The 25,492-nt window shown below is 41.8% G+C and carries 16 protein-coding genes and 1 pseudogene; 7 read left to right on the forward strand and 10 right to left on the reverse strand.

Annotated features, from left to right (window positions below; all coding sequences use genetic code 11):
- The 3 genes from IEY42_RS17295 to IEY42_RS17305 form a co-directional block, all read right to left on the reverse strand.
- A partial coding sequence (locus IEY42_RS17295; RefSeq protein ID WP_188926555.1) for a transposase domain-containing protein occupies window positions 1-474 on the reverse strand: 474 nt, incomplete at its 3' end.
- 145 nt (window positions 475-619) lie between these two features.
- The gene (locus IEY42_RS17300) at window positions 620-2,086 is read right to left on the reverse strand and encodes a carbon starvation CstA family protein (RefSeq protein ID WP_188926556.1); all 1,467 of its coding nucleotides are present in this window, start codon (window positions 2,084-2,086) and stop codon (window positions 620-622) included.
- A 226-nt stretch (window positions 2,087-2,312) separates the two neighbouring features.
- The gene (locus IEY42_RS17305) at window positions 2,313-4,898 is read right to left on the reverse strand and encodes an acylase (protein WP_188926557.1); all 2,586 of its coding nucleotides are present in this window, start codon (window positions 4,896-4,898) and stop codon (window positions 2,313-2,315) included.
- Window positions 4,899-5,514: 616 nt separating this feature from the next.
- Between IEY42_RS17305 and IEY42_RS17310 the strand changes: the two genes are divergently transcribed.
- The 3 genes and pseudogenes from IEY42_RS17310 to IEY42_RS17320 all read left to right on the forward strand — a co-directional run bounded on the left by IEY42_RS17310 (window position 5,515) and on the right by IEY42_RS17320 (window position 10,160).
- Window positions 5,515-7,575, forward strand: a complete 2,061-nt coding sequence (locus tag IEY42_RS17310; RefSeq protein ID WP_373292879.1) for a TonB-dependent receptor plug domain-containing protein — start codon at window positions 5,515-5,517, stop codon at window positions 7,573-7,575.
- Window positions 7,576-7,589: 14 nt separating this feature from the next.
- Window positions 7,590-8,114 carry a YfiR family protein gene (locus IEY42_RS17315; protein ID WP_229780140.1) on the forward strand — a complete coding sequence of 175 codons (525 nt, stop codon included), beginning with the start codon at window positions 7,590-7,592 and terminating at the stop codon, window positions 8,112-8,114.
- 4 nt (window positions 8,115-8,118) lie between these two features.
- A pseudogene (locus IEY42_RS17320) lies at window positions 8,119-10,160 on the forward strand (EAL domain-containing protein).
- 6 nt (window positions 10,161-10,166) lie between these two features.
- On the opposite strand, the gene IEY42_RS17325 reads toward IEY42_RS17320, so the two are convergent.
- The 5 genes from IEY42_RS17325 to acuR all read right to left on the reverse strand — a co-directional run bounded on the left by IEY42_RS17325 (window position 10,167) and on the right by acuR (window position 17,267).
- On the reverse strand, window positions 10,167-13,067 hold the full coding sequence (locus IEY42_RS17325; RefSeq protein ID WP_188926559.1) for a PAS domain S-box protein: 2,901 nt from the start codon (window positions 13,065-13,067) through the stop codon (window positions 10,167-10,169).
- Window positions 13,068-13,108: 41 nt separating this feature from the next.
- Window positions 13,109-14,848 carry a putative bifunctional diguanylate cyclase/phosphodiesterase gene (locus IEY42_RS17330; RefSeq protein WP_188926560.1) on the reverse strand — a complete coding sequence of 580 codons (1,740 nt, stop codon included), beginning with the start codon at window positions 14,846-14,848 and terminating at the stop codon, window positions 13,109-13,111.
- A complete protein-coding gene (locus tag IEY42_RS17335; protein WP_188926561.1) occupies window positions 14,841-15,278 on the reverse strand; it encodes a response regulator in 438 nt (145 codons plus the stop codon). The genes IEY42_RS17330 and IEY42_RS17335 overlap by 8 nt, the downstream gene beginning before the upstream one ends.
- Window positions 15,279-15,591: 313 nt before the next feature.
- Entirely contained in the window at window positions 15,592-16,575 is a 984-nt protein-coding gene (acuI, locus tag IEY42_RS17340; RefSeq protein WP_188926562.1) for an acrylyl-CoA reductase (NADPH), read from the reverse strand.
- Window positions 16,576-16,628: 53 nt separating this feature from the next.
- Entirely contained in the window at window positions 16,629-17,267 is a 639-nt protein-coding gene (gene acuR, locus IEY42_RS17345; RefSeq protein ID WP_188926578.1) for an acrylate utilization transcriptional regulator AcuR, read from the reverse strand.
- 790 nt (window positions 17,268-18,057) lie between these two features.
- On the opposite strand from acuR, the gene putP reads away from it, so the two are divergent.
- Genes putP through IEY42_RS17360 form a run of 3 tightly spaced genes read left to right on the forward strand, consistent with a single transcriptional unit; the run spans window position 18,058 to window position 21,918 of the window.
- Window positions 18,058-19,554 (forward strand): sodium/proline symporter PutP, encoded by a 1,497-nt coding sequence (gene putP, locus IEY42_RS17350; RefSeq protein ID WP_188926563.1) that lies wholly within the window; start codon window positions 18,058-18,060, stop codon window positions 19,552-19,554.
- A gap of 13 nt (window positions 19,555-19,567) precedes the next feature.
- Window positions 19,568-20,674 carry a glutamate 5-kinase gene (gene proB, locus IEY42_RS17355; protein ID WP_188926564.1) on the forward strand — a complete coding sequence of 369 codons (1,107 nt, stop codon included), beginning with the start codon at window positions 19,568-19,570 and terminating at the stop codon, window positions 20,672-20,674.
- Window positions 20,671-21,918: a glutamate-5-semialdehyde dehydrogenase gene (locus IEY42_RS17360; RefSeq protein ID WP_188926565.1), complete on the forward strand. Its 1,248-nt coding sequence runs from the start codon at window positions 20,671-20,673 to the stop codon at window positions 21,916-21,918. Before proB ends, IEY42_RS17360 begins: the two co-directional genes overlap by 4 nt.
- A gap of 53 nt (window positions 21,919-21,971) precedes the next feature.
- Here the strand turns inward: IEY42_RS17360 and IEY42_RS17365 are convergent, their stop codons facing one another.
- Entirely contained in the window at window positions 21,972-22,502 is a 531-nt protein-coding gene (locus IEY42_RS17365) for an NUDIX hydrolase (protein ID WP_188926566.1), read from the reverse strand.
- 274 nt (window positions 22,503-22,776) lie between these two features.
- Between IEY42_RS17365 and IEY42_RS17370 the strand changes: the two genes are divergently transcribed.
- Window positions 22,777-23,982 (forward strand): GGDEF domain-containing protein, encoded by a 1,206-nt coding sequence (locus tag IEY42_RS17370; protein ID WP_188926567.1) that lies wholly within the window; start codon window positions 22,777-22,779, stop codon window positions 23,980-23,982.
- A gap of 52 nt (window positions 23,983-24,034) precedes the next feature.
- Here the strand turns inward: IEY42_RS17370 and IEY42_RS17375 are convergent, their stop codons facing one another.
- Window positions 24,035-25,270 (reverse strand): dicarboxylate/amino acid:cation symporter, encoded by a 1,236-nt coding sequence (locus IEY42_RS17375; protein WP_188926568.1) that lies wholly within the window; start codon window positions 25,268-25,270, stop codon window positions 24,035-24,037.
- Between the last annotated feature and the right edge of the window lie 222 nt (window positions 25,271-25,492).

Consider the following 25,492-nt stretch of genomic DNA (forward strand, 5'->3'; position numbering starts at 1 on the left):
ACCTGATTCACTCGCTTTGTTTGCCGTACGTGCAAAAGCCGCACTATTCTCTTTCGTTTCAGGGGTCCTCCAGACTACACCGTCAACGCCATATAGGTTCAAACCACACCAATGAGGATGTTCAGCACGTTGATGCCAAGTGGCGGCAGAACGATGGAATATATCGCGAACGACATCACTTCCCAGTTTTTTCCTGGCCTGTGTGACTGCACTTCTTGCAACATAATTAACCTCTTGTGGCAGGACAATATCAAGCTTATTAATCAATTGACGAACGGATTCATTGCGAAATAAAGACATACCAATAACAGCCCAAACCATAGCATCCATGGGGAGTTTTCGTCGTCTTAATGTGGCAACACCGTTGGAGTCTAGGCAAGATTGAATAATATCGGGCTCAAGGACATCAGCAAGGCATGAGAACTCTGTTAGGCGGTTAATTGAAGTGCGGGCTAATGCTTCTGAAAGTTCCATAAAAAAATCCGATAATGAAGATTATCGGATTTTGGCAGACTGAAAAGATCGGTCAATAGATCGGTATATTTTTTATAACTTCAGTTCTTAACTGATCGGCATTATGCAAATTGCAGCCCTTTTTATAAATAAAACTCTTAAGTTATTATACTGCGGCAGCTTTACGTTTGTTATGTGCAATCAACAAACCAATGAATGCCACTACACCAACAGCAATACCAACAGGCTGGCTTAACTCTTGTGGTAAGCCAAAACCAATACCGGCGGTCATAATGTACGACACAGTTACACAGGTACCAATAATCGCTGGGATACTCACAATCCAATGAATGGTGCCACGGTCAAACAGGTACTTAGTCGCTAACCACAATACGCTGGTAGACAACAACATGTTTGAGAACGCGAAGTAACGCCAGATCAGCGTAAAGTCAATTTTCGTCATAAAGTATGCAATGATCAATACTGGCACTGCCACTAATAAACGGTTAGAGATACTTTGTGGGATCTTAAACGCATCGATGATGGTAAGACGAAGCGATCTAAACGCAGTATCACCCGAGGTAATTGGGAATACGGCTACAGCAATAATCGCCATAATACCACCCGCAACACCTAGATAAGTGGTTGCCACTTGGTTTACAACCATACCAGGGCCACCTAGCGCAAGAATCTCCTTAAGCTCAACATAACCACCAGGGAACGCTGCAATACCGGCTGTTGCCCATACACATGCCACAATACCTTCAGCAACCATTGCGCCGTAATATACAGGGCGTACGTATTTTTCGTTGGTTAAACAACGCGCCATAATCGGTGCTTGCGTTGAGTGGAAACCACTAATTGCACCACAGGTAATGGTAACAAAGAGTAATGGCCATACTGGTAACCCATCTGGGTTAGGCTCTAACAAGTCATTGTTGTAATGGCTGTGGTCAAAGTAAGCAAAAATATCGCCAAACTCAGGTAACTGAGGGGCGTTAATCAATAATGCCACGGCAATTGAAGTGGTCATCACAATCATTAAAGCACCAAAAAATGGATAAAGCTTAGTGATGATTTTATCAATTGGTAGTAATGTCGCGAAGAAGTAATAACATAAAATCGCGACTACCCAGAAGGTGTTGTTAGCGAAGATAGTGTCTTTAAAATAGTCTAGGTTACTTAAAAGACCCGCTGGACTCATAATGAATACAACACCAACAAAAAACAGCAGCATTGCGGTAAACAACAACATCGCGGCTTTGAAGTAGATGTTAAAATAATGGCCGGCGATTTCAGGTAAGCTTTTACCGTCTTCTTTGATACTCATTACCCCTGAGAAGTAATCGTGTACCGCACCACCTAAAATGTTACCCAATACAATCCAAACTAATGCGATTGGGCCGTATAATGCACCTAAAATAGGACCAAAAATTGGACCAACACCTGCCACGTTTAAAAATTGAATCAAAAACGCTTTTACAGGATGAACTGGGACATAATCCACACCGTCATCAAAACGCTTTTGTGGAGTAGGTAAGTTAGGGTCAATGCCAGCTTGTTTCTCAACAAACGGACTGTAGAGCTTGTATGCGAGCAGCAGCAACGCAATACAAATGAGGAAAATCAACATGGTTTTATCATCCCATTAATTATAAGAATATATTCAGTGTTGAGTTTGTTGTAGTTGCTTGTACAGGTCAAGCGACAGCATCTTATACCAAAGTAGGGGTTGCTAAGCTAAACCGCCTATGTTCTCTAGCTGTCTAGATATATTTATATGTTTTAATCATAGGTTTAGTGAGTTTATAATTTAAAAACGACCCATTCCCATGGGTCATCTCTATTAGGTCTTACCACTAATCATTTCGCTGAAAACTCAGTTCAGTGGTCGATTCAAGCGCGGCCTGGATGTCTGCCTCGGTAAATAACAGCGGACGCAATTGCTTTTGAGTCGAGTAAAACTCACTTTGGTCGTTAAAGCTTGGGCTTAATGTATTACTTGATTGCGAGTAACTCAATATGCCTTTTGCAACCGGACCATCATCAGTAAAACTGACCGTCATCATCCAGCTCGAACCATAACGAATTTGATAACCTTGCGCGGTTAATCCCGACGCAGCAGCCTTACCCGACAATACATCCATTACCGCAGCATAACTGTGTTGCGGAATTAATGTGTCGTCACCCGACAAGCTGGTCGAAAACACATTAAAGCCGCCTTCGGCATTATGGCTGCCCGGCCAAGGTAATTTAACCCCTGATGCGGTGCCATCTGGTAGCGACTTTTCAACAAACTGCACTTCACCAAGACTTGCATCAACACTAAAACCTGCGGCTTCTAAGTTTAATGAAGCATGCGCTAATGCAACGAGCGCACTACCATCATTGGCAAGTGTGTTGGGTGTAGTGGCGGCATTGGTGTAATCAAATGCTTGGGTCAACATGGTGTCTTGGTCAAACTGATGTGCAAACTCGCGAATTAACGCCCCGCCGACACTGTCGTTATCTTGCTTGCTATTCCACGCAGTTAGCGCCGCGCAAGATGCACTAAGATCTTTAGATAATGTGGGGCTCACAACAACGGGCGTATCGCCTTGTTCTGCACATTGACTCAGTAAATCAGCTAATACTAACTCGGCTAAATAGGCACGATTAGACAATAAAGCGCTTTCTAATTCGGCTACAGAAAACTTACCATCGTCGCCAGCAGCCTCATCCATTAAGGTTAATCCCATACGAGTACGCAGTGACAATTGACCACGTTCAGGCCCGTATAACGGCGAGAAGTTCTCTAATGGTTCAGCTAAGTTAGTTGACCAAAAAGAGTTATTGGAGTTTTGCACAAAGTCAGTTCGCTCAAGCTTTGGTGCACGCTCATATGGCATAGGCTCGCTAAAACTGAACGTTGAGGTGTTACCCGGCAAGATGGTAAATCCAGCTTGTGCTTTAGCCGCAATAATCTCTGGGGTTGTTTTAAGGATACCGATAACGAAATCAGAAAAACCCGGTACCGTTGAATCATCGATATAAAAGGCATTACCTTCTTTGTCGGCATACATGGTGTTATTAAAAATCACCCCATCGTAATTTTTAAAGGCCTGCTGAAACTCATCAAGATTGCTGGCGCGGTTCATGGCTAACCAATGGTCGAGTGGATCTTTATTGGCCATGTTGGCATCTTGGATCATAAAGGCTTGGCCGTCATCCCACCCAAAAGGAGCTAACGCTGGTGGAGCTTCAACCATTGGGCCTTTGGCTGTGGTGTAAATGTCTTTTTCAGCAACCAGCATCCCCGCAGCCCCTGCGTTCACTAATACCGAAACGGTTTCTTTAGTGATTGGCATGGCTTCGCCGTCAAACATATATTGCAATCTGTCGCCCGCCATCAACTCGAGGTTGTACATGACAAAGTGTTCTGCAGTTGAAAAGGTATGTGTCCAGGCGACATCGTTATTAAAACCAATATTCACTAGACCTGGCATGCCCACTAGCGATCCGCCCATCACATCAATTTGCCCTGGGATCGTTAAGTGCGACTGCCAAAAACGTAAATTACCGGTATGCGGAAAATGTGGATTGCCCAATACCATCCCTTTACCATTCTCGGTTTTATCTTTGCCTAGGCCCCAACCATTTGAACCTAAGTCACGTGGGTTAGTGTCAGGAGTGGTGATATTGGCGGCTCGAGCAATGAGTTTGCGGTTCATGTCACTAACAAAGGCTGTTTGCACTGATGAGCCAGCAGGACCAACAATCCGCGGTAAATATTCTTCGCCATCGCCTGGGTTGGCGTAAAAGATTAAATCTAAAAAGTTAGCTGCGCCGGGAAGCAGCGCGACCGAAAATAAATAGTTAGCGACATCAATACCAGTGATGGGTTTAACCCAAGGTTGACCAGCACAAAAAGGCTCTGCGGTTTGCTCGCCAGCTTCAACGTCAGCTAAAAATTGATTGTAACCGGCGCTGAAACCTTCCATTAACGCGCGCGAATTATAACTAAACTGGGTGTATTGCGTTTCAGCAAGCTCTCTGATTTTTAATGCCTTGTAGGCAAAGTCAGAAATTAAGTTGCCGTTATCTTCACTGGTAGGTAAGCCGGTCGCAAAGTCGATTGAAGCATGTGGGCCAAAATACATTGAACGCTCTGAGTTAGCTTTAATAAAACCATCGGCTATCACACATAGATTATCTTGCGCTTGAGCATAACCGCTACCAAAGCCCAAACTTTCTAAATTGTCGGCGGTAATGTGTGGCACACCATATTGGGTACGACGGATCTGTGCTTTAAGCGCGCCATTAGGTGCAAAAGCTTGTAAAAGCGGTGTCACTTCAGGTTCGGGGGTGGGTTGAGTGGTTTTACTGAAATCTGTGTCATCGTCGCAACCGACAATAAAAATCGTCGACGCCACGCTCATTGCGAGCAGGAGTTTATTGAAATCCATTATTATTATCCTTGTTGTTACCCAATCATTGGGGGAGGTATTTAATCCTTTATGCCTCAACTTATGTCGCCCATGCAGATAACCCCAGTTATCGCAAAAATAAGTAACATAAATACAACAAAGACATATATACCCAAACAACTTGAAGATACGTGTTTCAGAGCTTCACCGTGTTTTCAATACTAGGCGCGTTAATGCGGTAATGTAGGTACCTTATAAATTAACGCAACAATGCTCTTGATTTAATAATCAGGGAACACGGTGAAACTCCCAAGGGGCAAGTTTTACAAGCGTTTATGCTGCGTTATTGACTTTGGAAAGGGAACAACCATTACCCGCAATCAATGCCTTGCCTAAACGCGTGTAAATTCTTGCTGAAATCGAGCATCTTCAGGTTGTTTGAGTATAAGTTATTTAATCAATCATTCAAACGCGTGTCTACCTTTTATCATGCTTATATGCTAGAGGGCTGTATTTAGGCGCAAATAATCCCAAAACATATTATATCTGCTGGCTCACAGGGTAGATTACTTGCTAAGTAAAAAGTATGATCGATATTAACCAAAGTTATTAATATTTCGACACGCGTTACGTTTATCCATCCCGAGGAATTACATTGAAGATTGACACAAAACTGCTATTAATGATGCTCGTTTCACCTCTTGCAATAGCAGAAGAGCCCCTTAGCGATTTAGACCTTGATCTTGACTCGTTAATGGCAATGGATGTTCAAGTTACTTCAGCAATGAAACGGGCCCAATCAGCATTTGACACCGCCTCTTCAATTTATGTGTTAACCAAAGAACAAATTACCCACTCTGGTGCAACCTCTATCCCTGAAGCGCTCAAAATGGTGCCAGGCCTTGCCGTTAGGCAGCTTGATAATAACCAATGGGCTATTACATCACGCGGTGTCGCCTCGCGTTTTTCCGCCAAATTATTGGTGATGATTGATGGCCAGAGCTTTTATACCCCTAAGTTTGCTGCTGTATATTGGGAAACCTTAGATGTACCGCTTTACGACATTGAGCGCATTGAAGTGATACGCGGCCAAGGCGGCTTATTGTGGGGCAGTAATGCCAGCAATGGGGTCATTAACATCATCACCAAAAACAGTATCGATACCCGTGGTGTCTATGCGGACTTAAGCAGCGGTTCGCAAATTAATCACGATGCTAACTTACGTTATGGTGGTGATCTTGGTAATAAGGGCAGCTTTCGAGTTTATGGCCATGTTAAAGATGGTGACGAGTCTGACAAAGGTATCTCGCTCGAACCCACCGATTATACTGAACAATATTCATTAGGGGCGCGATTTGACTTTACCCCTAACGATGAATGGTCAGGGCTAATTCAAGGCAATATTACTGAGTCGACTTTAGGACAAAACTTTCGTGGTGTCATTGACGAGACCAATCGCAATATCTCTTTTTCTGGTCATTTAGATCGCACTGACTCTCGTATTATGGCGCGAATAGAAAACCGCATCTCAGACGATGCGAACCAAATGCTACAAACTTCATGGTTAAAGCAATCGGGCAGCCAAACCTTTCTGCAAGAAGATTTTTCATCTTTTGATATCGATTATCAAATGAACTTTTTGTATGGCGATCTTAAATTCGATTGGGGATTAAATTACCGCTATAACGATATTTCGTTTGCAGAAAGCTCCTTTGTGCGCAGCGATGGTGGCTACAATACTTTAGAGCAATATGGCGCATTAGTGCAGGCGCAATATACAATAATAGACAATGAGTTAGATATTATTCTTGGCGCAAAAGTTGAGCATAACGATTTAACCGGTTGGGAAAACCAACCCCTTGCAAGATTGGTCTGGAAATTACAACCAAACCAGGTGTTATGGACATCGATATCTAAAAGCGTTCGAGTGCCCTCGTTAATTGAATTTAACGACGACTTTACAATTGACGGCCAACGTGTAGAAGAAGTGTCGCCTATTACCACTGGCATTAACATGATAGACACTTACTACATCAGAACATACCTAAACGGCAATAACGAAGTAAAGTCTGAAGAGTCAGTGTCGTATGAATTAGGTTATCGCTTGTCTCAAGGCGACTGGGGGGTAGACTTATCGGTTTATCATACTGAGGTGAGCGATGTATTAGCGGTTGAAGTTAATACCAACTCAGAGCAGTTTCTGCCTATTTTCGCCTTATTGCAACAAGGCGAAATAGAGCTGGCGATGCAAAGCCTTACCAGCACATCAATAAACTTTGACTTAGTGTCGAATGCCGAATTAACCACTAATGGTGGTGATATTATTCTAACCTGGCAACCCACTGATACATTTAACGCAGAATTAGGCTACAGCTACAATACATTCGATTATGATCTGGCAGCAAATACATTTGAAGCCATTGGGTATGACTCAACTAGTCGTCAATTTTTTGCTAAAACAGATATACAATTATTTGAAGACCATCGTTTATTTGCCTCATTACGAGTCGAAAACAGCGATGCCTATGACACGAATAACTACACGGTATTAGACTTAACATGGCAATGGGCGTTTCATCCAAATTGGTCTGTGGCGGTGATGGGGAAAAACTTATTTGCGGGTTCTCATATCGAATACAGCAATAATGGAGAAACCTTCACCTTACCCAATTACATTGATGAGAGCATGACCTTTAAATTAACGGCTAAGTTTTAATAGAGCTAATGCCCATGATAAATAAATGGCTTTTAGGTTTACTGATTTCACTTTGGCTTATTCCAAGCCAAAGCGTGCAGGCTATCGAAACCGAAAACGCATTAAAGGCAGGATTTTTATTTAACTTTGCCCGTTATAGTGAATGGAGCCGCGCTAAAGATACCCAAACAGAGTTTGTACTTTGCAGTCCAGATAAGCATTTTATCGATGTCGCGTCAGCGGTTTTAGCCAAAAGAATGGTTAACCATTTACCTATTCACAGTATAATCGTGAACCTAACAGAAACTGATTTAAGCCAATGCCAAGTCTTGTTTATCACTTCTGACACCCTCTCATTGTGGCAGTCGGTAGAATTAACACCGCTAAACAACATCATGGTAGTAGGAGAAACAGAAGACTTTATCGAACAAGGTGGGCATATTCGATTCTTTTTATCAGGTGGTAAAATTCGTTTTGAAGTGTCACCCGCTAAACTCACCCAAGCCAACATCAATATGAGTTCAAAAGTGTTGCGTCTTGGTAGAGTGGTGGATAATTAGTCCTATGAAAAACATATTTAGCTTAGACACTATCAGTAAAAAATTACTCTTTATTTTGATGAGTGTTGCGATTGTTTCAACGGTGATCGTCACCTTAGTGTTTAGTGCTTATGAGCTGACTTCAGCCAAACGCGAACAAGTGCAAAGCTTACAAAGCCTGTCTGACATGCTTTCGCCTAACATTACCGCCGCAGTGTTATTTGATGACCAAGAAACGATTAAAGAGCTCATTAAGCCTGTACTGCTTCGCTCTGATATTTTGTCTATCAATGTCACCAACATAGAAAACCAAGTTTTAGGACAATTGTTTGCCACAAATGTCAGCAAAGACACACTAAGCAACAATGAAAATCTCACCAACATAACCACACCATTAACCCTTGATAACCAAGATTATGGCTACTTAACCATCATTGCCGATGACAGTTATATTGAGGAAAGGATCGCGTTTTACATCAAGTTTCTGTTGTTTCTATTGTTATCAACCTTTGCGGTAAGTTTGTTTTTATCGCTATTTTTACAACGCAAGTTTTTAAGCCCCATTTTATACCTTGCTGATACCGCTGATAAAATCACCACTTCACATGATTATAGTTTACGCGCAAAGCAACACTCCAAAGATGAAATTGGCCAATTAGCCACCTGTTTTAACAGTATGTTAGACACCATCGAGCAGCGTGAAAGCGTGCTTGAAAGCCAAGTAAAATCACGTACTGAAGAACTCGAAAATGCCAATATTCAATTGCACGAATTTGCTTACCAAGACGGTTTAACTAACCTACCTAACCGGCGTTATTTTATAAAAAGCTACAATCCTTGCTTGAAATCGACGACATGCATTTTGCGCTGATCTTTATTGATCTTGACGGCTTTAAAGACATTAATGACACATTAGGTCACGACCACGGTGACTTACTGTTACATCAGGTGGCAAAACGCTTACGTAACTGTGTGCGTAATCATGATACCGTCGCGAGACTTGGCGGCGATGAGTTTACCTTGATCATTGAAGGTATTAACGATGTTGAGCGAGCCAGTGAAATCGCTGAAAAAGTCAAACAAAGCCTAATGCAATGTATCACCATCAATGGAGCACAAGTCTATGTTACTGGCAGTATTGGTTTAACATTTTACCCCGCTGATGGGCGCAGCGTTGAAGACTTAGTGAAACATGCAGACCAAGCCATGTACTTGTCAAAAAGCAAAGGACGTAATCGTTACGAATTTTTTTCTTATATCATTGAAGAGCAAGCAATAGAGAAGCGTCGTATTCTTGAAGAAATCCGCGTTGCACTTAGCGAAGATCAGTTTGTTTTATATTACCAACCCATTTTTGACCTAGACGGTATTAATGTTAGCAAAGCAGAAGCGCTTATCCGCTGGCAGCACCCTCAGCATGGGTTAATCGGCCCTAATGAGTTTATCCCTATGGCGGAGCAAAATGGCCTGATTGAAGATATTGGTAACTGGGTGAGAGAGCAAGCAATTCACGATGCTGCGCAATGGTATTATATATCGGGCCAAATAATGCAAGTCAGTGTAAATTGTTCACCACTGCAATTTGATCGCGCCGGACAATGGGTAGACGATTGGGTTTTAGCCTGCAATAAACAAGGTTTACCAAGAGACACTATGGTGATTGAAGTCACTGAAAATACCTTAATGGATCCAGAGTCTCCTATCCAGCAACAAATGCATCGATTGAGCCATAACGGTATCGACATTGCCATTGACGATTTTGGCGTGGGTTACTCATCTTTGGCTTATTTACAACGACTAGATATCGATATTTTAAAAATCGACCGCTCTTTTATTCAGCACATGGAAACCAATGAAAGTAGCATTGCATTGGTCAGAGCGATTATCACTATGGCCAGTCACTTAAAAGTACAAGTGGTGGCTGAAGGAGTTGAAACCACAGGGCAGCACCAGATATTACAACAGCTGTCGTGTGACTATTTACAAGGGTATTTGTTCGCTAAACCTATGCCTAAAGACCAGTTTACCGAGTTATACATTACCCCTTTAACCCCAACAGCCAGCTAATCCATTTTACTGTTCAACGTGCAGATCACTATCGATATCAATAGGCCAGGTAAAGCTAAAGCAGGCCCCTTTACCCTGAATGACTTCAAGACGAATATCACCGCCCATGGCAACGACTATTTTTTTCACAATAGCTAAACCCATTCCACTGCCTTCAACTTCGTCACGAGGCTTTAAAGTTGTGAACATGGTAAACACTTTCTCTGAATACTGTTCAGGGATCCCAGGGCCATCGTCTGACACAGTGAACTCATAAAATCGCCCTGTCGTTGTTACAGATACCGACACTGTACCATTGCCTGTATGGTGATGTTTTATGGCATTATTGATTAAGTTACGCAGCACTTGCTCTAACGGCACGCTAGTGGTGTCGATATCGCCAACTGTTGAGTTTAAGCCTAACGTAAAGGTATTTTGGGTGTTGCATAAATCAAATACATTTTCGACGGCATCTTTAATATTAATAGTATGAATCGAATCCGCTTTTTTACCCGCTCTTGAATAGGTAAGCAAGTCATCGAGTAGCTTCTCCATACGGTTAATTCGGCCGCGCATTAACGTTAAATGCTCTGCATCTTCATCGCTAAGCTTGCCTTGTAAATCTTCTTCTAGCCAACTGGCTAACTGATCGATACCACGTAAAGGCGATTTAAGATCGTGTGAGGCAACATAAGCAAAGTTGTGTAATTCGGCGTTACTTCTCGACAGCTCCTCAAGGTAGTATTTACGTTCTGATATATCTTGCATCGTGCCAGCCAGCTTAACTGCATTGCCGTTTTTATATTCAATTGTGCCCATTACTCTCACCCAAATCATCTTGCCTTTGGCATCGATAAAGCGCACTTCAACATCCCATGTTTTGCCCGTTTCAATGGCTTCAGCGAGTGTTTGACGAATAATAGGTTGTGATTCTGGGGTATAAAATTTAATTGCTTGTTCGACGGTTAATGATGAACTTGGGGGTAAACCATAAATGCGATACGTTTCTTCTGAATAAAATAGGGTTTGGGTTGTAAGATCTAACTCCCAACCACCTATGCCAGCCATTTTACTGGTGCGATCAAGGTTATCCTTAAGCTTACTTATCGCTTTAGTTTTGCGTTCACGCTCAGTTAAATCAATTATGGATGACAGTAGTTTTTTACCTTTATGAATGTCTAACGTACACAAACCTATAGATAAAGGAAACACGCTGCCGTCTTTACATAATCCTTGAATATCATGGCGATCTGTATCAACGGTATCTTCTGCTGCAAAAATTGACTTCCGCCACGCTAAATGTTGCTCACGAAAAGATTCAGGCATTAGCATATCTATTTTATGCCCTAATAACTCCGCGCGAGAATAACCAAACAGTTTTTCTGTCTGTTTATTTACCAACTCAATAACACCGTCATAATCCACTAATAAAACGGCATTGGGTAAAGCGTCGACAACGCGCTCAAATACCTGTTCATATTGCTTTCTTAACGAGATATCAACAATGCCACAAATGGCTTGTAATTCGCCTTTGTAGTCAATCACACTTAGCCCTATCTCTAGTGGCACTTCGATACCGGTTTTATGTAAACCGCACACCTCGCGTCCACCTCCCATGTATTTTGTTTCTGGCTCAGCAAAGAAAGTGTGCATCAAATGGGGGTGCATTTGAGCAAAACTGGCGGGTAACAACGCCGATAAGTTCTGGCCTAACAACTCCATTTGAGCATAGCCAAAAATACGTGCTACTTGGGTGTTAGCTAACGTGATAACACCTTGGCAATTCACTACCATAATCCCGCTGGGAGCATGGCTTAAAATGGCATTAAGCTCTTGCTCCATTGTAACAACAGTATCTAAATGTTGCTGCTGAGCCTTGAATTCGATATCTTTTTTAATGTTCCTAAAAAGTAGCATCAATATTCCAATCACCACCCAATACCAAAATACCATTAACGCTGTTTTGCTCATGGCTTTATCATTGTTTGCCACCGCAACCACAACGAGGTTGTTGTGCTGATGTTGAGCTGCGTAAATACTTGTCTTAGAAACTAAAGAAGCATTAAGCCAGTGTAATAACTGCTTATCGTTTGTGTTTCTGTATACGCCATCAGCAGCAGTAAATTCATCTTGAAAGGTGTACCGATGGCCAAGGTTAAACCCAAACGTTTTGCTGTTATCTGGATGAAACAAATAATCGCCATGAGCATTAGTGAGATACATCTGAATATCAGTATCAACGTTCACAGGGTCAATGGTTAAATGATCGAACAAGGATTGAGCTAAGACATTAACGACTATTTGGCCTGCCGCCTTTTTAGTTGATTTAGCTGTAACTATAGTGCTTACACGAATAACCGGCAGATAAGGTAATGCAATCTCACTATTTTCTTGGTTTAAATTAATCGGTGACACATAAACATCGCCGTCGGTTAATTTAGCGGTTTCGATAAAATACTCTCTGCTGCTTTTTTTCTGTAAATACGCTGGGGCAATAGTAACTAAATCGCCTTGGCGGCGATCAACACGTATCGTTTCAAAGCCGCTTTGGTTATCGATATAACGCAGTTGATTGAGCGCTGGTATGCTGTGCATATAATGCTTGAACACATCTGTTAACGCATCTTTATGGCGCTTTAATTGTGCTTGGTTCTCAGGTTCAACGACTGATTTTTGACTTAACGTTGCAACAGCCTTAGTGTCTGCCAGCTTGGACAAAAATAATGTTTCGCGCTTTAAGTTTTCAATATGCTCACGCAATAAATTCGCTTTCGCATGAGACACATTATCGAGTTCATGTTGAATGATGCGCACTTGATGCCAGTAAACAACATGGCACAGAGCCAACATAAGCATCACGGCTAATAGGAGTACCACCGATAATGAATGCAATTTAAACTTAGACAGTAACGAAAAGTGCTTTAACATAATAATCTCGATGAGTTTCAGCAAAAAACATTAATGACCTGTTATTTAACTAAATACTGGGACTCAAAATCATGGGCACTAATCGGTTTTGAGTAAAAATAGCCTTGTATTAAATCGCATCCTTGAGCCTGACAAAACGCAAGTTGTTCAGCGGTTTCAACCCCTTCTGCAATAACAGATAAACCGAGATATTTGGCAAATTTGATCATGGCTTCAAGCACTTTATCCTGTGAGCGTTTTTGCTCATAAGCGGCAATAAAACTCTTATCCACTTTTAATGAGTTGATCGGAAATAGGTGTAAATGCTTAATCGATGAATAGCCAGTGCCAAAGTCATCCAAGGATAACTTTATCCCCTTTTGAGTCAATTCAATAAGCCTTCCAACTATGTTTTCAGGGCTATGGATAATCGAACTTTCCGTGATTTCTAACTCCAAGCAACTTGGCGATAAATCACATGACGTGAGCACATCGGAAACCAGATTGAGTAAATTGATATCTTGCAATTGAAAGGTAGATAAATTGACCGACATGGTTAATTCATCATCATTTAGGTGATATTGGCGCTGCCAATGCTTTAATTGATGACTGGCGGTATGCAATACCCACTGACCGATATTACCAATCAGGTTTAACTCTTCGGCTAGCTCAAGAAACGAGTAAGGCTTGAGCAAACCTTCGGTAGGATGTTGCCAACGCACTAGCGCCTCAACTCCTTTCACTTTTTGTGTTTGAGTACAAATCTGTGGTTGGTAATGCACCACAAACTGATTTAGCGAAAGCGCTTGATGAATGTCTTGCTCTAATAAGTTTTTTCTTTGTGTTTCTTGATGCAGTAGATGGTTATATAAACACACTTTATTGCGGCCGGTTTGCTTGGCTTTATACATTGCAATATCGGCACATTTCATCATGGTTTCAGGGGTTGCAGCAAATGTCCCTAAAATGGATACCCCAATACTCGCGGTGACTGAAAAGTTATGATTTCCAACTTGCAAAGGCTCACTGAGTGCATCGATCACTTTATTAGCAATAATCTGAGTTTGCTTTTCATCGTTAATACATTGCGCTAAAATAACAAATTCATCGCCACCGAGTCGTGCTAAGCAATCACCTTCGTTGACAACCGACGCCAATTTAGCGGCTACGGTCTGCAATAGTTTGTCACCTACGGTGTGACCTAAAAAGTCATTCACTTTTTTAAAATTGTCTAAATCAATAAAAAATAGCGCGATATTAGAGGCAGTAAACAACACCCTGTCACAAGCATCTTTGAGCGTTTTTTCAAAAGTATAGCGATTAATTAATTGGGTTAATGAGTCTCGCTTTGCTAGCCATTCTAAGGCGTTATTTTTTTCACGAACCACACCTTCAAGCAGCTGACGATGCTGTGCCTGGCTTATCGTCCGGTTTAGCCGCCCTGAATTGACTTCTGATTTTAATATAAAATCATGCGCACCCACATTAAGGGCATTCAATGACAGAATTTCATCTTCGTGTTGACTCACCATAATGATGGTTGCATCGGTTGCCTTGCGCATTAATAGCTTTTTAATCAAGGCTAAACCATCAATGTCTGGTAAGCGATAATCTATTAATAATACATCTACTTCATGTTTATCAAACTGGCTTAAGCCTTCTTCGCCTGTTTGCGCTTCTATAATAAAAATAGGCCGCTGGCTCGACATTAACGCCCGCCGAATTGACTTTCGGTCGATGGCATCATCATCAATGATTAACAGGGTAATTGGTTGCTCAAGATTGGCAGCAGTATTATTCATAGACAGGTAACTCCACCACTCGCCAGTAATGACCGAGCATATCGACAATATTTAAAAATGACTCGCCAACTTGTTTTTTAACCATATAACCGGCCACATTTTTTTTATAAGCGAGGATTTTATCTTGATCGTCACTCGATGTAGTTAGCATAAACACTACGCTGTCAGAGAGAGAATCGTCGGCTCGGATCGCTTTTAAAAACTCAATACCGCCCATACGAGGCATATTGATATCAAGCAAAATAATGAAAGGCTTGGGGATCGCTTTTTTGTGAAGTAAATCGAGTGCTTCGATACCATCACGAGCGCGAACAGTTGGATTGGCAATTTTAAGTTTTTTAAGGGCTCTTTCAATCCCTATAACATCAACATCGTCATCATCGATGATAAATATTGTCACATGCTTGTGTGGCAGTTCGCATCCATTCATAAGTTGCTCTCAATCCTTGAAATACAATTTTTTGGGGTCTTTCATTTGACTATACAGCCCACTGAAAAATCAGTTGAGCAAGTGTTAAAGTATTTTAAACTGGCACTAAAAAATCGACTTAACCTAACAAACTTGTAAATAGTGCTAGCAAGCACATCTGAGGTTATGTATTAAGGTTACGGTTCAGTATGGCTGTTGTTCAGTATAAAAGGCTATTCTAATGAATAAGCCCACGCTTTAGCAATGGGCTTGATATAATCTTCTATGCAAAATAAGACGAGCTTATAAGATAAAGTTCTTACTCTACTTTTGCCTAACCATTTACATCGACCACAACACGGCCACGCACTTTACCGTCCATCAAGTCACTCGCCACAGCTTGCGCTTCAGCTAAACTCACTTCTTGAACAATATCGTCAAATACTGAGGGTTCAATAATGCCAGCCAAACGTTGCCATGCTTCAACTCTATCAGCAATAGGGCGCATTACGCTGTCTACACCAGCAAGAGTGATGCCACGTAAAATGAACGGCGCTACGCTCGCAGGTAAATCCATGCCTTGAGCCAAACCACAAGCTGCAACCGTACCGCCATATTTAGTACTGGCACATACATTGGCTAATGTATGGCTACCAACAGAATCTACCGCACCAGCCCAACGCTCTTTGGCTAAAGGACGACCCGGCTCTGATAGCGTCGCTCTATCGATAATCTCACTGGCACCCAGTTTTTTAAGGTAATCGCTTTCATCTACACGGCCTGTTGACGCAACCACGGTGTAGCCGAGCTTGGCTAAAATAGCAATGGCAAAACTGCCTACACCACCATTAGCGCCTGTCACTAAAATTTCACCTTTATCTGGCGTGACACCATTTTTTTCAAGGGCGATAACACACAACATTGCGGTATAGCCTGCCGTGCCAATAGCCATCGCCTGGCGAGGAGTAAACGCACTTGGCAATGCAATTAACCAATCACTTTTTAAACGGGCTTTAGTCGCTAAACCACCGCAATGGGTTTCACCCACGCCAAAACCATTTAACAACACAGTATCACCAGCACTAAATTTATCGCTGTCACTGTGCTCAACAATACCTACTAAATCGATACCAGGCACCATAGGAAAACTACGTACCACAGGCGCTTTACCCGTAATAGCAAGTGCATCTTTGTAGTTTAATGTGCTGTAGAGCACGTTCACGGTAACGTCGCCTTCAGGCAGTACTGACTCATCGACATTTTTAACGGTAGTGCGATAACCTTGGTCATCTTTTTCAATTAGCATTGCATTAAACATGATTCGCTCCTAATTTAGACTGGTCGTCTATTAATAGTTAAAAAATTTTACGTTTACATTTTTTTTGGTAAAGCTGCGATAAATAAATCGCAAAAATTATCCAGTGGTGTGCCGCTCTCTACCAGCTTAGCTCGGCTGACAGCGCCTTCCCAACCCACCCAAAAGTTCTCAGCTAATAACTGACAATCTGCATCAGCAGCGATTTGCCCCTGCGCTACGGCATACTCAAGACATTTTGCTAAGCAATTTTGCCAACTGGCAAATATAGCAATTAATTGCGGCCTAAAACTCTCAGGTAATACTCCAACCTCTTGCCCTAAGTTACCGACTAAACAACCACGTTTAAAATCATGGCGAGTCATCCCCGCTTTAGCGTCTGCCACAAAATGACGGATCCGAGTTAACGGCGGGTGAGCATCATCGTAAAGATGGGTGGTTAATTTAGTTAAAAAGTAATCAGCATAGTTTTGCAATACAGCCTGACCAAACGCTTCTTTACTGGCAAAGTAATGATAGAAAGAGCCTTTAGGTACCCCAACCTTTTTTAAAATAGGCTCAATACCTGACGAGGCAAAGCCTTGTTCAGTAAGCTGTTCAAGGCCGCTACGAATAAGCGCAGCCCGAGTATCTGGATTTTCTCGAGATACTTTTGGTGGTCGACCTCTGCGAGGTTTGGCGTTTTCTACATTCATTAAATACATATTAGACCGAACGTCTATTAAATAGCAATGTTCGATATTAAAAATCATGTAATGGTGCAATAAAACTGACAGTTTCGTGATTTACTTGCCTCTCAAACACTACGCTACTGATTACGCATATCACCCCCCAAATTGTTACACCTCAAATAATTTCAGATGTAATAGTTTGAGGTGTAATAATTTAAATTATTCCGCTTAAAGTGGACGACTTCGACACCAAGTGAAATTGATCAAATAGCGCTCATCGGCCGTTGAAACGACAGATTAATTCCTTTGATAAAAAACGAGTTTGACCGAGTAAGTCGACCTTTAAGAGTCGGTTTTATCATCAAAAAAACGCCAAACGTCCCAAAATACTCATAGATTAGAAAAAATCATTTATAAAAATAATGTGGCGCTTGCCCCTATAGGCTATGGGATACGAGCCTGCACAATAAGTGTAATTATGCCCCAAACCAGTGCGTTAACGCGCATTCGATTGGAATCAAACAGGTAAATAGTGTTAATATAATTAGACCACTAACTAATTTAGTGGTTTTTTTATTGCTATTTTTTAACTATTTATTGCTAACACCAATATTTATTCGCTCAGGAGGGCACAATGTCGACTGACATTCAGACGGAAGAAAATCTCATCACAAAACTTTGGCATAAATCAGTTTCAAAGCTTACATATGCAACACAACTATTGTGCTTATTTGCCATCTTAAGTACCTATCTCTTTGTCATGTTGAAACCTAATGGGATTCAAAATAACAAAGCGTTAGGAGGCCAGTAGTTCATGCATTATTTAACGTATGTCTCGTTAGCCATTTATTTCATCGTTATGCTTTGCATTGGTCTGTTTGCTTTTAAGAAGTCAACCAGCGATGTGTCTGGTTATATTCTTGGCGGACGAAAGGTTAGCCCACAAGTTACAGCGCTATCTGCAGGCGCATCTGACATGAGTGGTTGGATGTTAATGGGTTTACCTGGCGCGATGTTTTTAGTGGGTTTTGAAACCCTCTATATTGCTATTGGCTTATTAATTGGTGCCATGGTCAATTACCTACTAGTTGCCCCTAAACTCAGGGTATATACCGAAGTGGCGAATGACGCCCTGACGATCCCAGAGTTTTTTGCTAAACGCTTCCATGCTCCAAACAGTAATATCCGCATTATTGCAGCGGTCATTATTGTTATCTTCTTTACGCTATACACCTCTGCAGGCTTAGTTGCTGGCGGTAAATTATTTGTATCAGCGTTTGACCTCAATTATGAGCTAGGTCTTGTTGTAACCTTAGCCGTGGTGGTGTCATACACCTTACTCGGTGGCTTTTTAGCCGTAAGCCTCACTGACTTTGTTCAGGGCTGTATTATGTTTGTCGCCTTAGTCTTGGTGCCTGTTGTGGCATACCAAGAGTTTTCTAACGCCGACAAAATGATGAGCTTTGCTTATGAGTCAATTCCGCATTTTTCTGAAGGCATGCAAAACGTCACCATGTTGGGGTTAATCTCTAGTTTATCTTGGGGTTTAGGCTACTTTGGTCAGCCGCATATTATTGTGCGTTTTATGGCAATTCGGTCAGTCTCAGACATTAAAGCCGCTCGTCGAATTGGTATGAGTTGGATGACTGTAACGATTGTTGGCGCACTTGCTACCGGTCTTGTCGGTATTGCATACGCAAACAAATTCGACATGAAATTAAGCGACCCTGAAACCATTTTCATTGTGTTCTCAGAATTGTTATTCCACCCTTTGATTAGCGGCTTTTTATTAGCAGCGATTTTAGCGGCCATTATGAGCACGATTTCATCACAACTTTTAGTGTCTTCTAGCTCATTAACTGAAGATATCTATCGTGTTGTTTCTAAGAAAGAAGCTACCGAGCAAGAAATGGTGAAAATGGGTCGTTTCGGTGTTGCAGGGGTTGCGATTGTGGCCAGTTTATTAGCACTTGATCGCTCAAACAGCATTTTATCGTTAGTGAGTAATGCTTGGGCAGGTTTTGGCGCAGCATTTGGTCCTCTTGTATTATTTAGCCTTTATAAGCACAACTTAACCCACAAAGCTGCCGTTGCAGGTATTGTCTCAGGTGCTGCTACCGTCCTATTTTGGATATATGCCCCTGTGCTGGCCGATGGCAAAGCGCTGTCTAGCTTAATGTACGAAATGATCCCAGGCTTCATTGTAAGCAGTGTTGTGATTTGGGTAACAAGTGCATTAGATACCGACCCTTGTAAGAAAACAGTTGATACCTTCCACGAAGCCGGCCGCGTATTAGCTGAGCAGAAATAATTAAGAGGAAATGATGTCAACTTCACATTGGAAACGCATTGTCGTTAAAGTAGGCAGTGCACTTATTGCGCCTCATCAACAAGGCTGCAGCAGCCATTATCTATTGGGTATTGCCCAATTTATCGCAACGTGTCGCGCCCAAGGCTGCCAAGTCGTACTCGTATCATCAGGTTCTGTAGCTGCAGGTAAACACCGTTTTTCAGAAGTCACCGAACCTAGTGTTTCTCTGAAAAAAGCGATGGCTGCCGCAGGGCAAGCAGACATGATGGCCACCTGGGATAAGTTATTTGACTTTCCCTCAGCTCAGTTGCTGGTAACTCACGGTGACTTACGTCATCGTGAACGCTACGTCAGTATTAAAGACACCATCTTTACTTTGTTAGACCATGGTTTGTTACCGATCATCAATGAAAACGATGCGGTAACAACCGATAAACTTCGTGTTGGTGACAACGATAATTTATCGGCCATGGTTGCGGCTGCCGCAGATGCTGATGCGCTGATTATTTGCTCAGACGTGAAAGGGTTATATACCAAAAACCCTAACTTGCATGATGATGCCAAACTCATCAAACAAGTGAGCGATATCAACCCAGATATTTATGCTATGGCAGGCGGCGCAACCAGCAGCGTAGGTACTGGTGGAATGCGCACCAAAATCCAGGCGGCTGAAAAAGCCATTTCACACGGCATTGAAACCATGATTGTTGATGGATTTGATGCTGATACGTTTAACCAACTTCTGAAAGGTCAAAATCCAGGGACTTTATTTACCCCGTATGATGAACCGATGCAGGAGCATTTGCATTGGATGACTCATACCTCACAAGTACAGGGTGAATTAATTGTCGAAAATGATTTTGACAGTGACCTAGAAGAACATGATACCCAACTGACCAGTGACGATGTAGTGGCTGTTAAAGGCAACTTTTCCGTCGGTGACACTGTATTAGTGCGCAAAGGCGATGGCACTAAATTGGCAAAAGCCAAATCAAATTACAGCAGTTGCTTACTTCACTTTATTTCTGATCAAGAAGACCAAGAGTTTGCCAATAATGCGCAACAAAAAACAGGTCCGTTGATTTCAGACAAAAACATCGCCATTTTGGAGCAAATATGAGCTTGATTAAGACGTTATCTCAAAACGCAGCCACTGCAGCACAAACACTTGCCGTATTAGATGAGCAAGTAAAGAATACTATTTTACTCGATATGGCACGTGCCCTTCGCGCGCACAGTGATGAAATTATCAAGGCTAACCAATTGGATTTGGCCAATGCAGAAAGCGCCAGTATGGGCTCAGCAATGCTAGACCGTTTAACCTTAAATAATGAGCGCATTGAATCAATGGCTGCTGGCATTGAAACCGTAGCATCACTGCCCGACCCTGTCGGTATTGAACGCGATTTAGGCCAACGTCCAAATGGATTAAGCATTCGTAAAATGCGCGTACCATTGGGTGTGGTGTGTATGATTTACGAAGCGCGCCCAAATGTGACTGCCGATGCCGGTGCCTTATGCTTTAAATCAGGCAATGCGGTTATTTTACGTGGCGGTAAAGAAGCATTGCATTCAAGTAAAATGATTGCCTCTATTTTACAAAAAGTGCTCGAAGTGTATCAGTTACCACCTGCGCTCATTACAGTAGTACCCGATCCCGATCGCGATTTAATGATGGAGCTGATGCAACAACGTGATTATATCGATGTGATTATTCCACGTGGCGGTGAAGGCTTAATCAACTTTGTCACCGATAACAGTAAGGTGCCAGTTATTCAGCACTTTAAAGGTGTTTGCCATTTATATGTCGATAAGGATGCCGATCTTGAGATTGCCATGGCATTATTACTCAATGGTAAAACCCAGCGTACCGGTGTATGTAACGCACTAGAAGGTTTAGTGGTTCATCAAGATGTGGCTGCTGCGTTTTTACCCAAAGTGGCTCAAGCACTGGCTGAACACAAGGTAACGATTAACGCTTGTCAGCAAGTAAAGTCATACTTTGACGCTTGTAACGTCATGAATGATGAAGACTTTGGTCAAGAGTACTTAGACCTTGAAATTGCCATTAAGCAAGTAGATGACTTTGACGGTGCGATTAATCATATTCGTCGTTTTGGTAGCCATCACACTGAAGTGATTTGTACTCAAAATGAAATAACTGCAGCACGCTTTCAACGCACCGTTGATGCCTCCGTAGTAATGGTGAATGCATCATCTCGCTTCTCTGATGGCAGCGAGCTGGGTCTTGGCGCCGAAATTGGCATTGCTACCAGTAAACTGCATGCTTACGGCCCTATGGGACTAGAGTCACTCACCACTGAGAAATACTTAGTCAGCGGTGATGGACAAGTGCGTACATAATCTTATCTAACATCTGTCTGTTAACACAAACTGACAAATACAAGCTGATAACCCTATAACAGTTCTTGTTTAATCAACTTTAATAAAAAGGTCTCTCGTTCTATCGAAAGGCCTTTTTTGTTACTGTTTACCATGGTGTCGAGGTTATGTTGAATCGCGGCATCAATATCCATCCAAACTGGTGTCATACCATTGTTAATTTCATGCGCTTCAAACTGGGGCTCTGCGAGCTCATCAGCAATTGTGCACACATAACAGTAAGACAGCATGTTTACCAACTCAAAGCCATCTCTGCGCCATGGACGATATTCTTGATACAAGCCAAACGGAATGACATCACCTACCACTTGCGCGCCGGTTTCTTCTTGTAACTCGCGAATTAAGCCCTGCTCAATATGCTCACCGTCATCAACACCACCACCGGGTAACGAATAATCATCATAACGCTGGGTGTATAACATTAATATTTGATTACCGCGCAGCACAATCGCTCGTGCGGCCAAACGCGTTAGCATGGTCGATGGATTATTGTTGACGAAATCGACAGGCGTTTCAGGATGATAGTTCGTGGTTAAATGGCGCATGATTTAAGAGCTTTTTGCAATAAAAAGCGCATGATACGATGTTGATAATCTTGCTTCAAGTTTACTGTATGGAATGTGCAAGTGATCTTATTTACAAAATGATGAGCCTGTAAATGATTTGTAATAGCTAAGGCAAACACAACTTTATTCTTCATTTTTCACTTATATCCATGGGAATATATGATTGAATGTTAAGTTTCAGCTAAACTTCTAACATTAACTTACATCGATGCCTCATCAATATCATGAGCAGATCAACCATGGATTTTAATCTATGTTAAAGTTTTGGTACAAACAGTTTCCTCAATATCCATCTGATCATCCGGATTATTGGCGGATCAGATTTATAGAGCATGCATTACTTATTACAAGTTGTTACTTTTTTATACTAACCTTGATCAATATATTTTTGTTTCCAGGTTTTAAATACGCTTTATTAGATGCTACAGGCTTAACGTTTTCATTAGGTATTTATTTCCGATTTCGCAAAACAGGAAATGTAGAAATAACATCGTGGGCAGCCACTCTTATGTTAACCGGATTAATAATGTTATTTGTTATCTCAACTAAAGGGCACGCTCACACACTTCTTTGGGCTACGCTTATTCCGCCATTTTCATTTTTTCTCATTGGTCGAACCTGGGGTTCTTTTATTTCAGGCTTAAGTTTTGTCATTTGTGCCTTATTAGTTTATCAGCAAATTCAAAAACCTGAGCCTGTGGCGTTTGGAAATGGTTCCTTATTTAATGTGATTGAAGTGTGCATAGCCCAAATTTTGTTGTTTCGATTTTATGAAAAAACGCGTTTTTCAGCTTATAAAAAGTTAACTTTGCGTAATTTAGAAATACAAAAAATGGCTGAATTAGACAAGTTGACAGGACTATATAACCGCGAGAAGTTGGATACAGTACTTGAAAAATTATTGACTGTTTCTTCGCTAAAAAGTAATACAAAGAGTACTCATAACGCCAATAATATCCCTACATCTAGCGCCACTAATATTTCGAAATCTACCTCACTAGCTTCGTCGATTATTCATTCAAACCAATCTGACAACATGATAATTAACGACACCGAAAAATCGGTGACTTCTGAGTATCCCATTTCTATTGCCATTATCGATATAGATCATTTCAAACGCATTAATGATAATCACGGTCATTTAATCGGTGATAAAGTCCTGTGTGAGCTAGCACAATTGCTACAAGGTCAAATGCGAAATGATGATCTATTAGCACGTTGGGGCGGGGAAGAGTTTGTGATCGTATTACCCAATACCACGTTGGCAGATGCAACTGAATTATCCGAAAGATTACGTCTGCATATCGCCCAGCATAACATTCAAGACATGGCACTTACCATTAGCGTAGGCATAGCCCAATACGGCCAAGATGATAGTGCTTACAGTTTATTAGATCGTGCAGATAAAGCCTTATACCAAGCAAAGTCTCGAGGACGTAATTGTGTTGCTGTAGCCTAAAAAATAACACAAAAGTCAGCAATGAGCTTTGGTGTAACAGGTTAAGTGCAAACTAATCCAGCTGAACGAGTCCGTTATCAGATATTTTTACCGCATAATGTTTACCATTAATACGCTCAATAATTTGCGTCGCTGTTAGATCATGTACCACATTTATCACAGTTGAGGCGGCATCGGTAATCGCACCAATCACGACTAGAATCGGGATAACCTCCATTGGTAAACCTAAGGTGGTGACAATAAAAATCTCACCTAAAAACGCCCCACCCGGTACGCCGCCAATCACAAAAGCCGACAACACCGAAATCAAAATGGTCAGCATAAATACATCAGTAGTGAAATCGAGTCCCAATAAAGAATAGATAAACACAATCTTTAATGCAGTGATCGCAGCGGCGCCACCTTTGTTTAAATTAACCAGTAACGGCAGACTGATTTCAGCAATTTGCTCATTTAATCCCATCTTGGTCGCGCTACGAATAGTCACAGGTAAGGTAGCTAAAGATGAGCTGGTACCCAAAGCGGTCACGGCAGGCTCAAGCATGTGTTGCCAAAACTGTTTAACCCCTTTTACTCCGCCACCAATCCACGCATATAGCGTTGAGCCTACGGTTAAATACAGCGCCATGGCAACTAAGAACAACCCCACAGCTCGAGCAAATGTACCCATCAGCTCAGTATCTTGACTGGCCATGGTTGCAGCAAAGTAAGCCCCTAAGCCAATAGGTGCTACGTACATTAATATTGAAATGACTTTCATAATAACCGTATTCACACTATCCAAAATACGGCTGACTACGAGACCATCTTCACCAGATTGACCAATGGCTACGCCGCCAATCACCGACATGATGATTAACGCCAAAATATTCGACTTAGACAATAACCCGACAAAATCATTGGTGGTTAATAAGCTCACAAAATCCATACTGCCTGATGCAGCATCGACCGTATTAGCCAAATCCAAGGTCACGCCTTGAGCCGGATCGTAAGCGAGCGCTAATAGCACGACACCAACGGATGGCACTATCGCCATGACAATCGACACAGCCATAATCGACACCAATATGGCACCTAACTTTTTTAAGTCGGTCATATGAGCAATCGACGACATTACGCTCACCGCAACTAATGGCACGATGATCATAAACAGCAAATTTAAAAATATTTGCCCAATGGGTTTGAGTTTAATCGCCCACTCAGGAAACAAACCACCAAATAGGCCGCCTATGAGTAACGCACTTAATAAAATAATGGACGAGCGATAAGCGCGTAGGCTTCTCAACATATCAATTCCTAAAACATGAAAACAAAGTTAATAGCGGATAAGCTAAATGACGTTAAAATATGACACAAATCTAAAGTGATACCAATCGCAAAAAATTAAGGTTGAGCCTGAATGTCGATAATCAGGTTTTCAGGTCCGCGCACAAAAATATGGATGACATCTTTATCGCCAGCAAACAAAAAGTAACCGTTAAAGCCTAAACGAGGCCTTTCGCCATGCGTT

The organism is Shewanella algicola (assembly GCF_014648035.1).
Classification (GTDB): Bacteria; Pseudomonadota; Gammaproteobacteria; order Enterobacterales; family Shewanellaceae; genus Shewanella; species Shewanella algicola.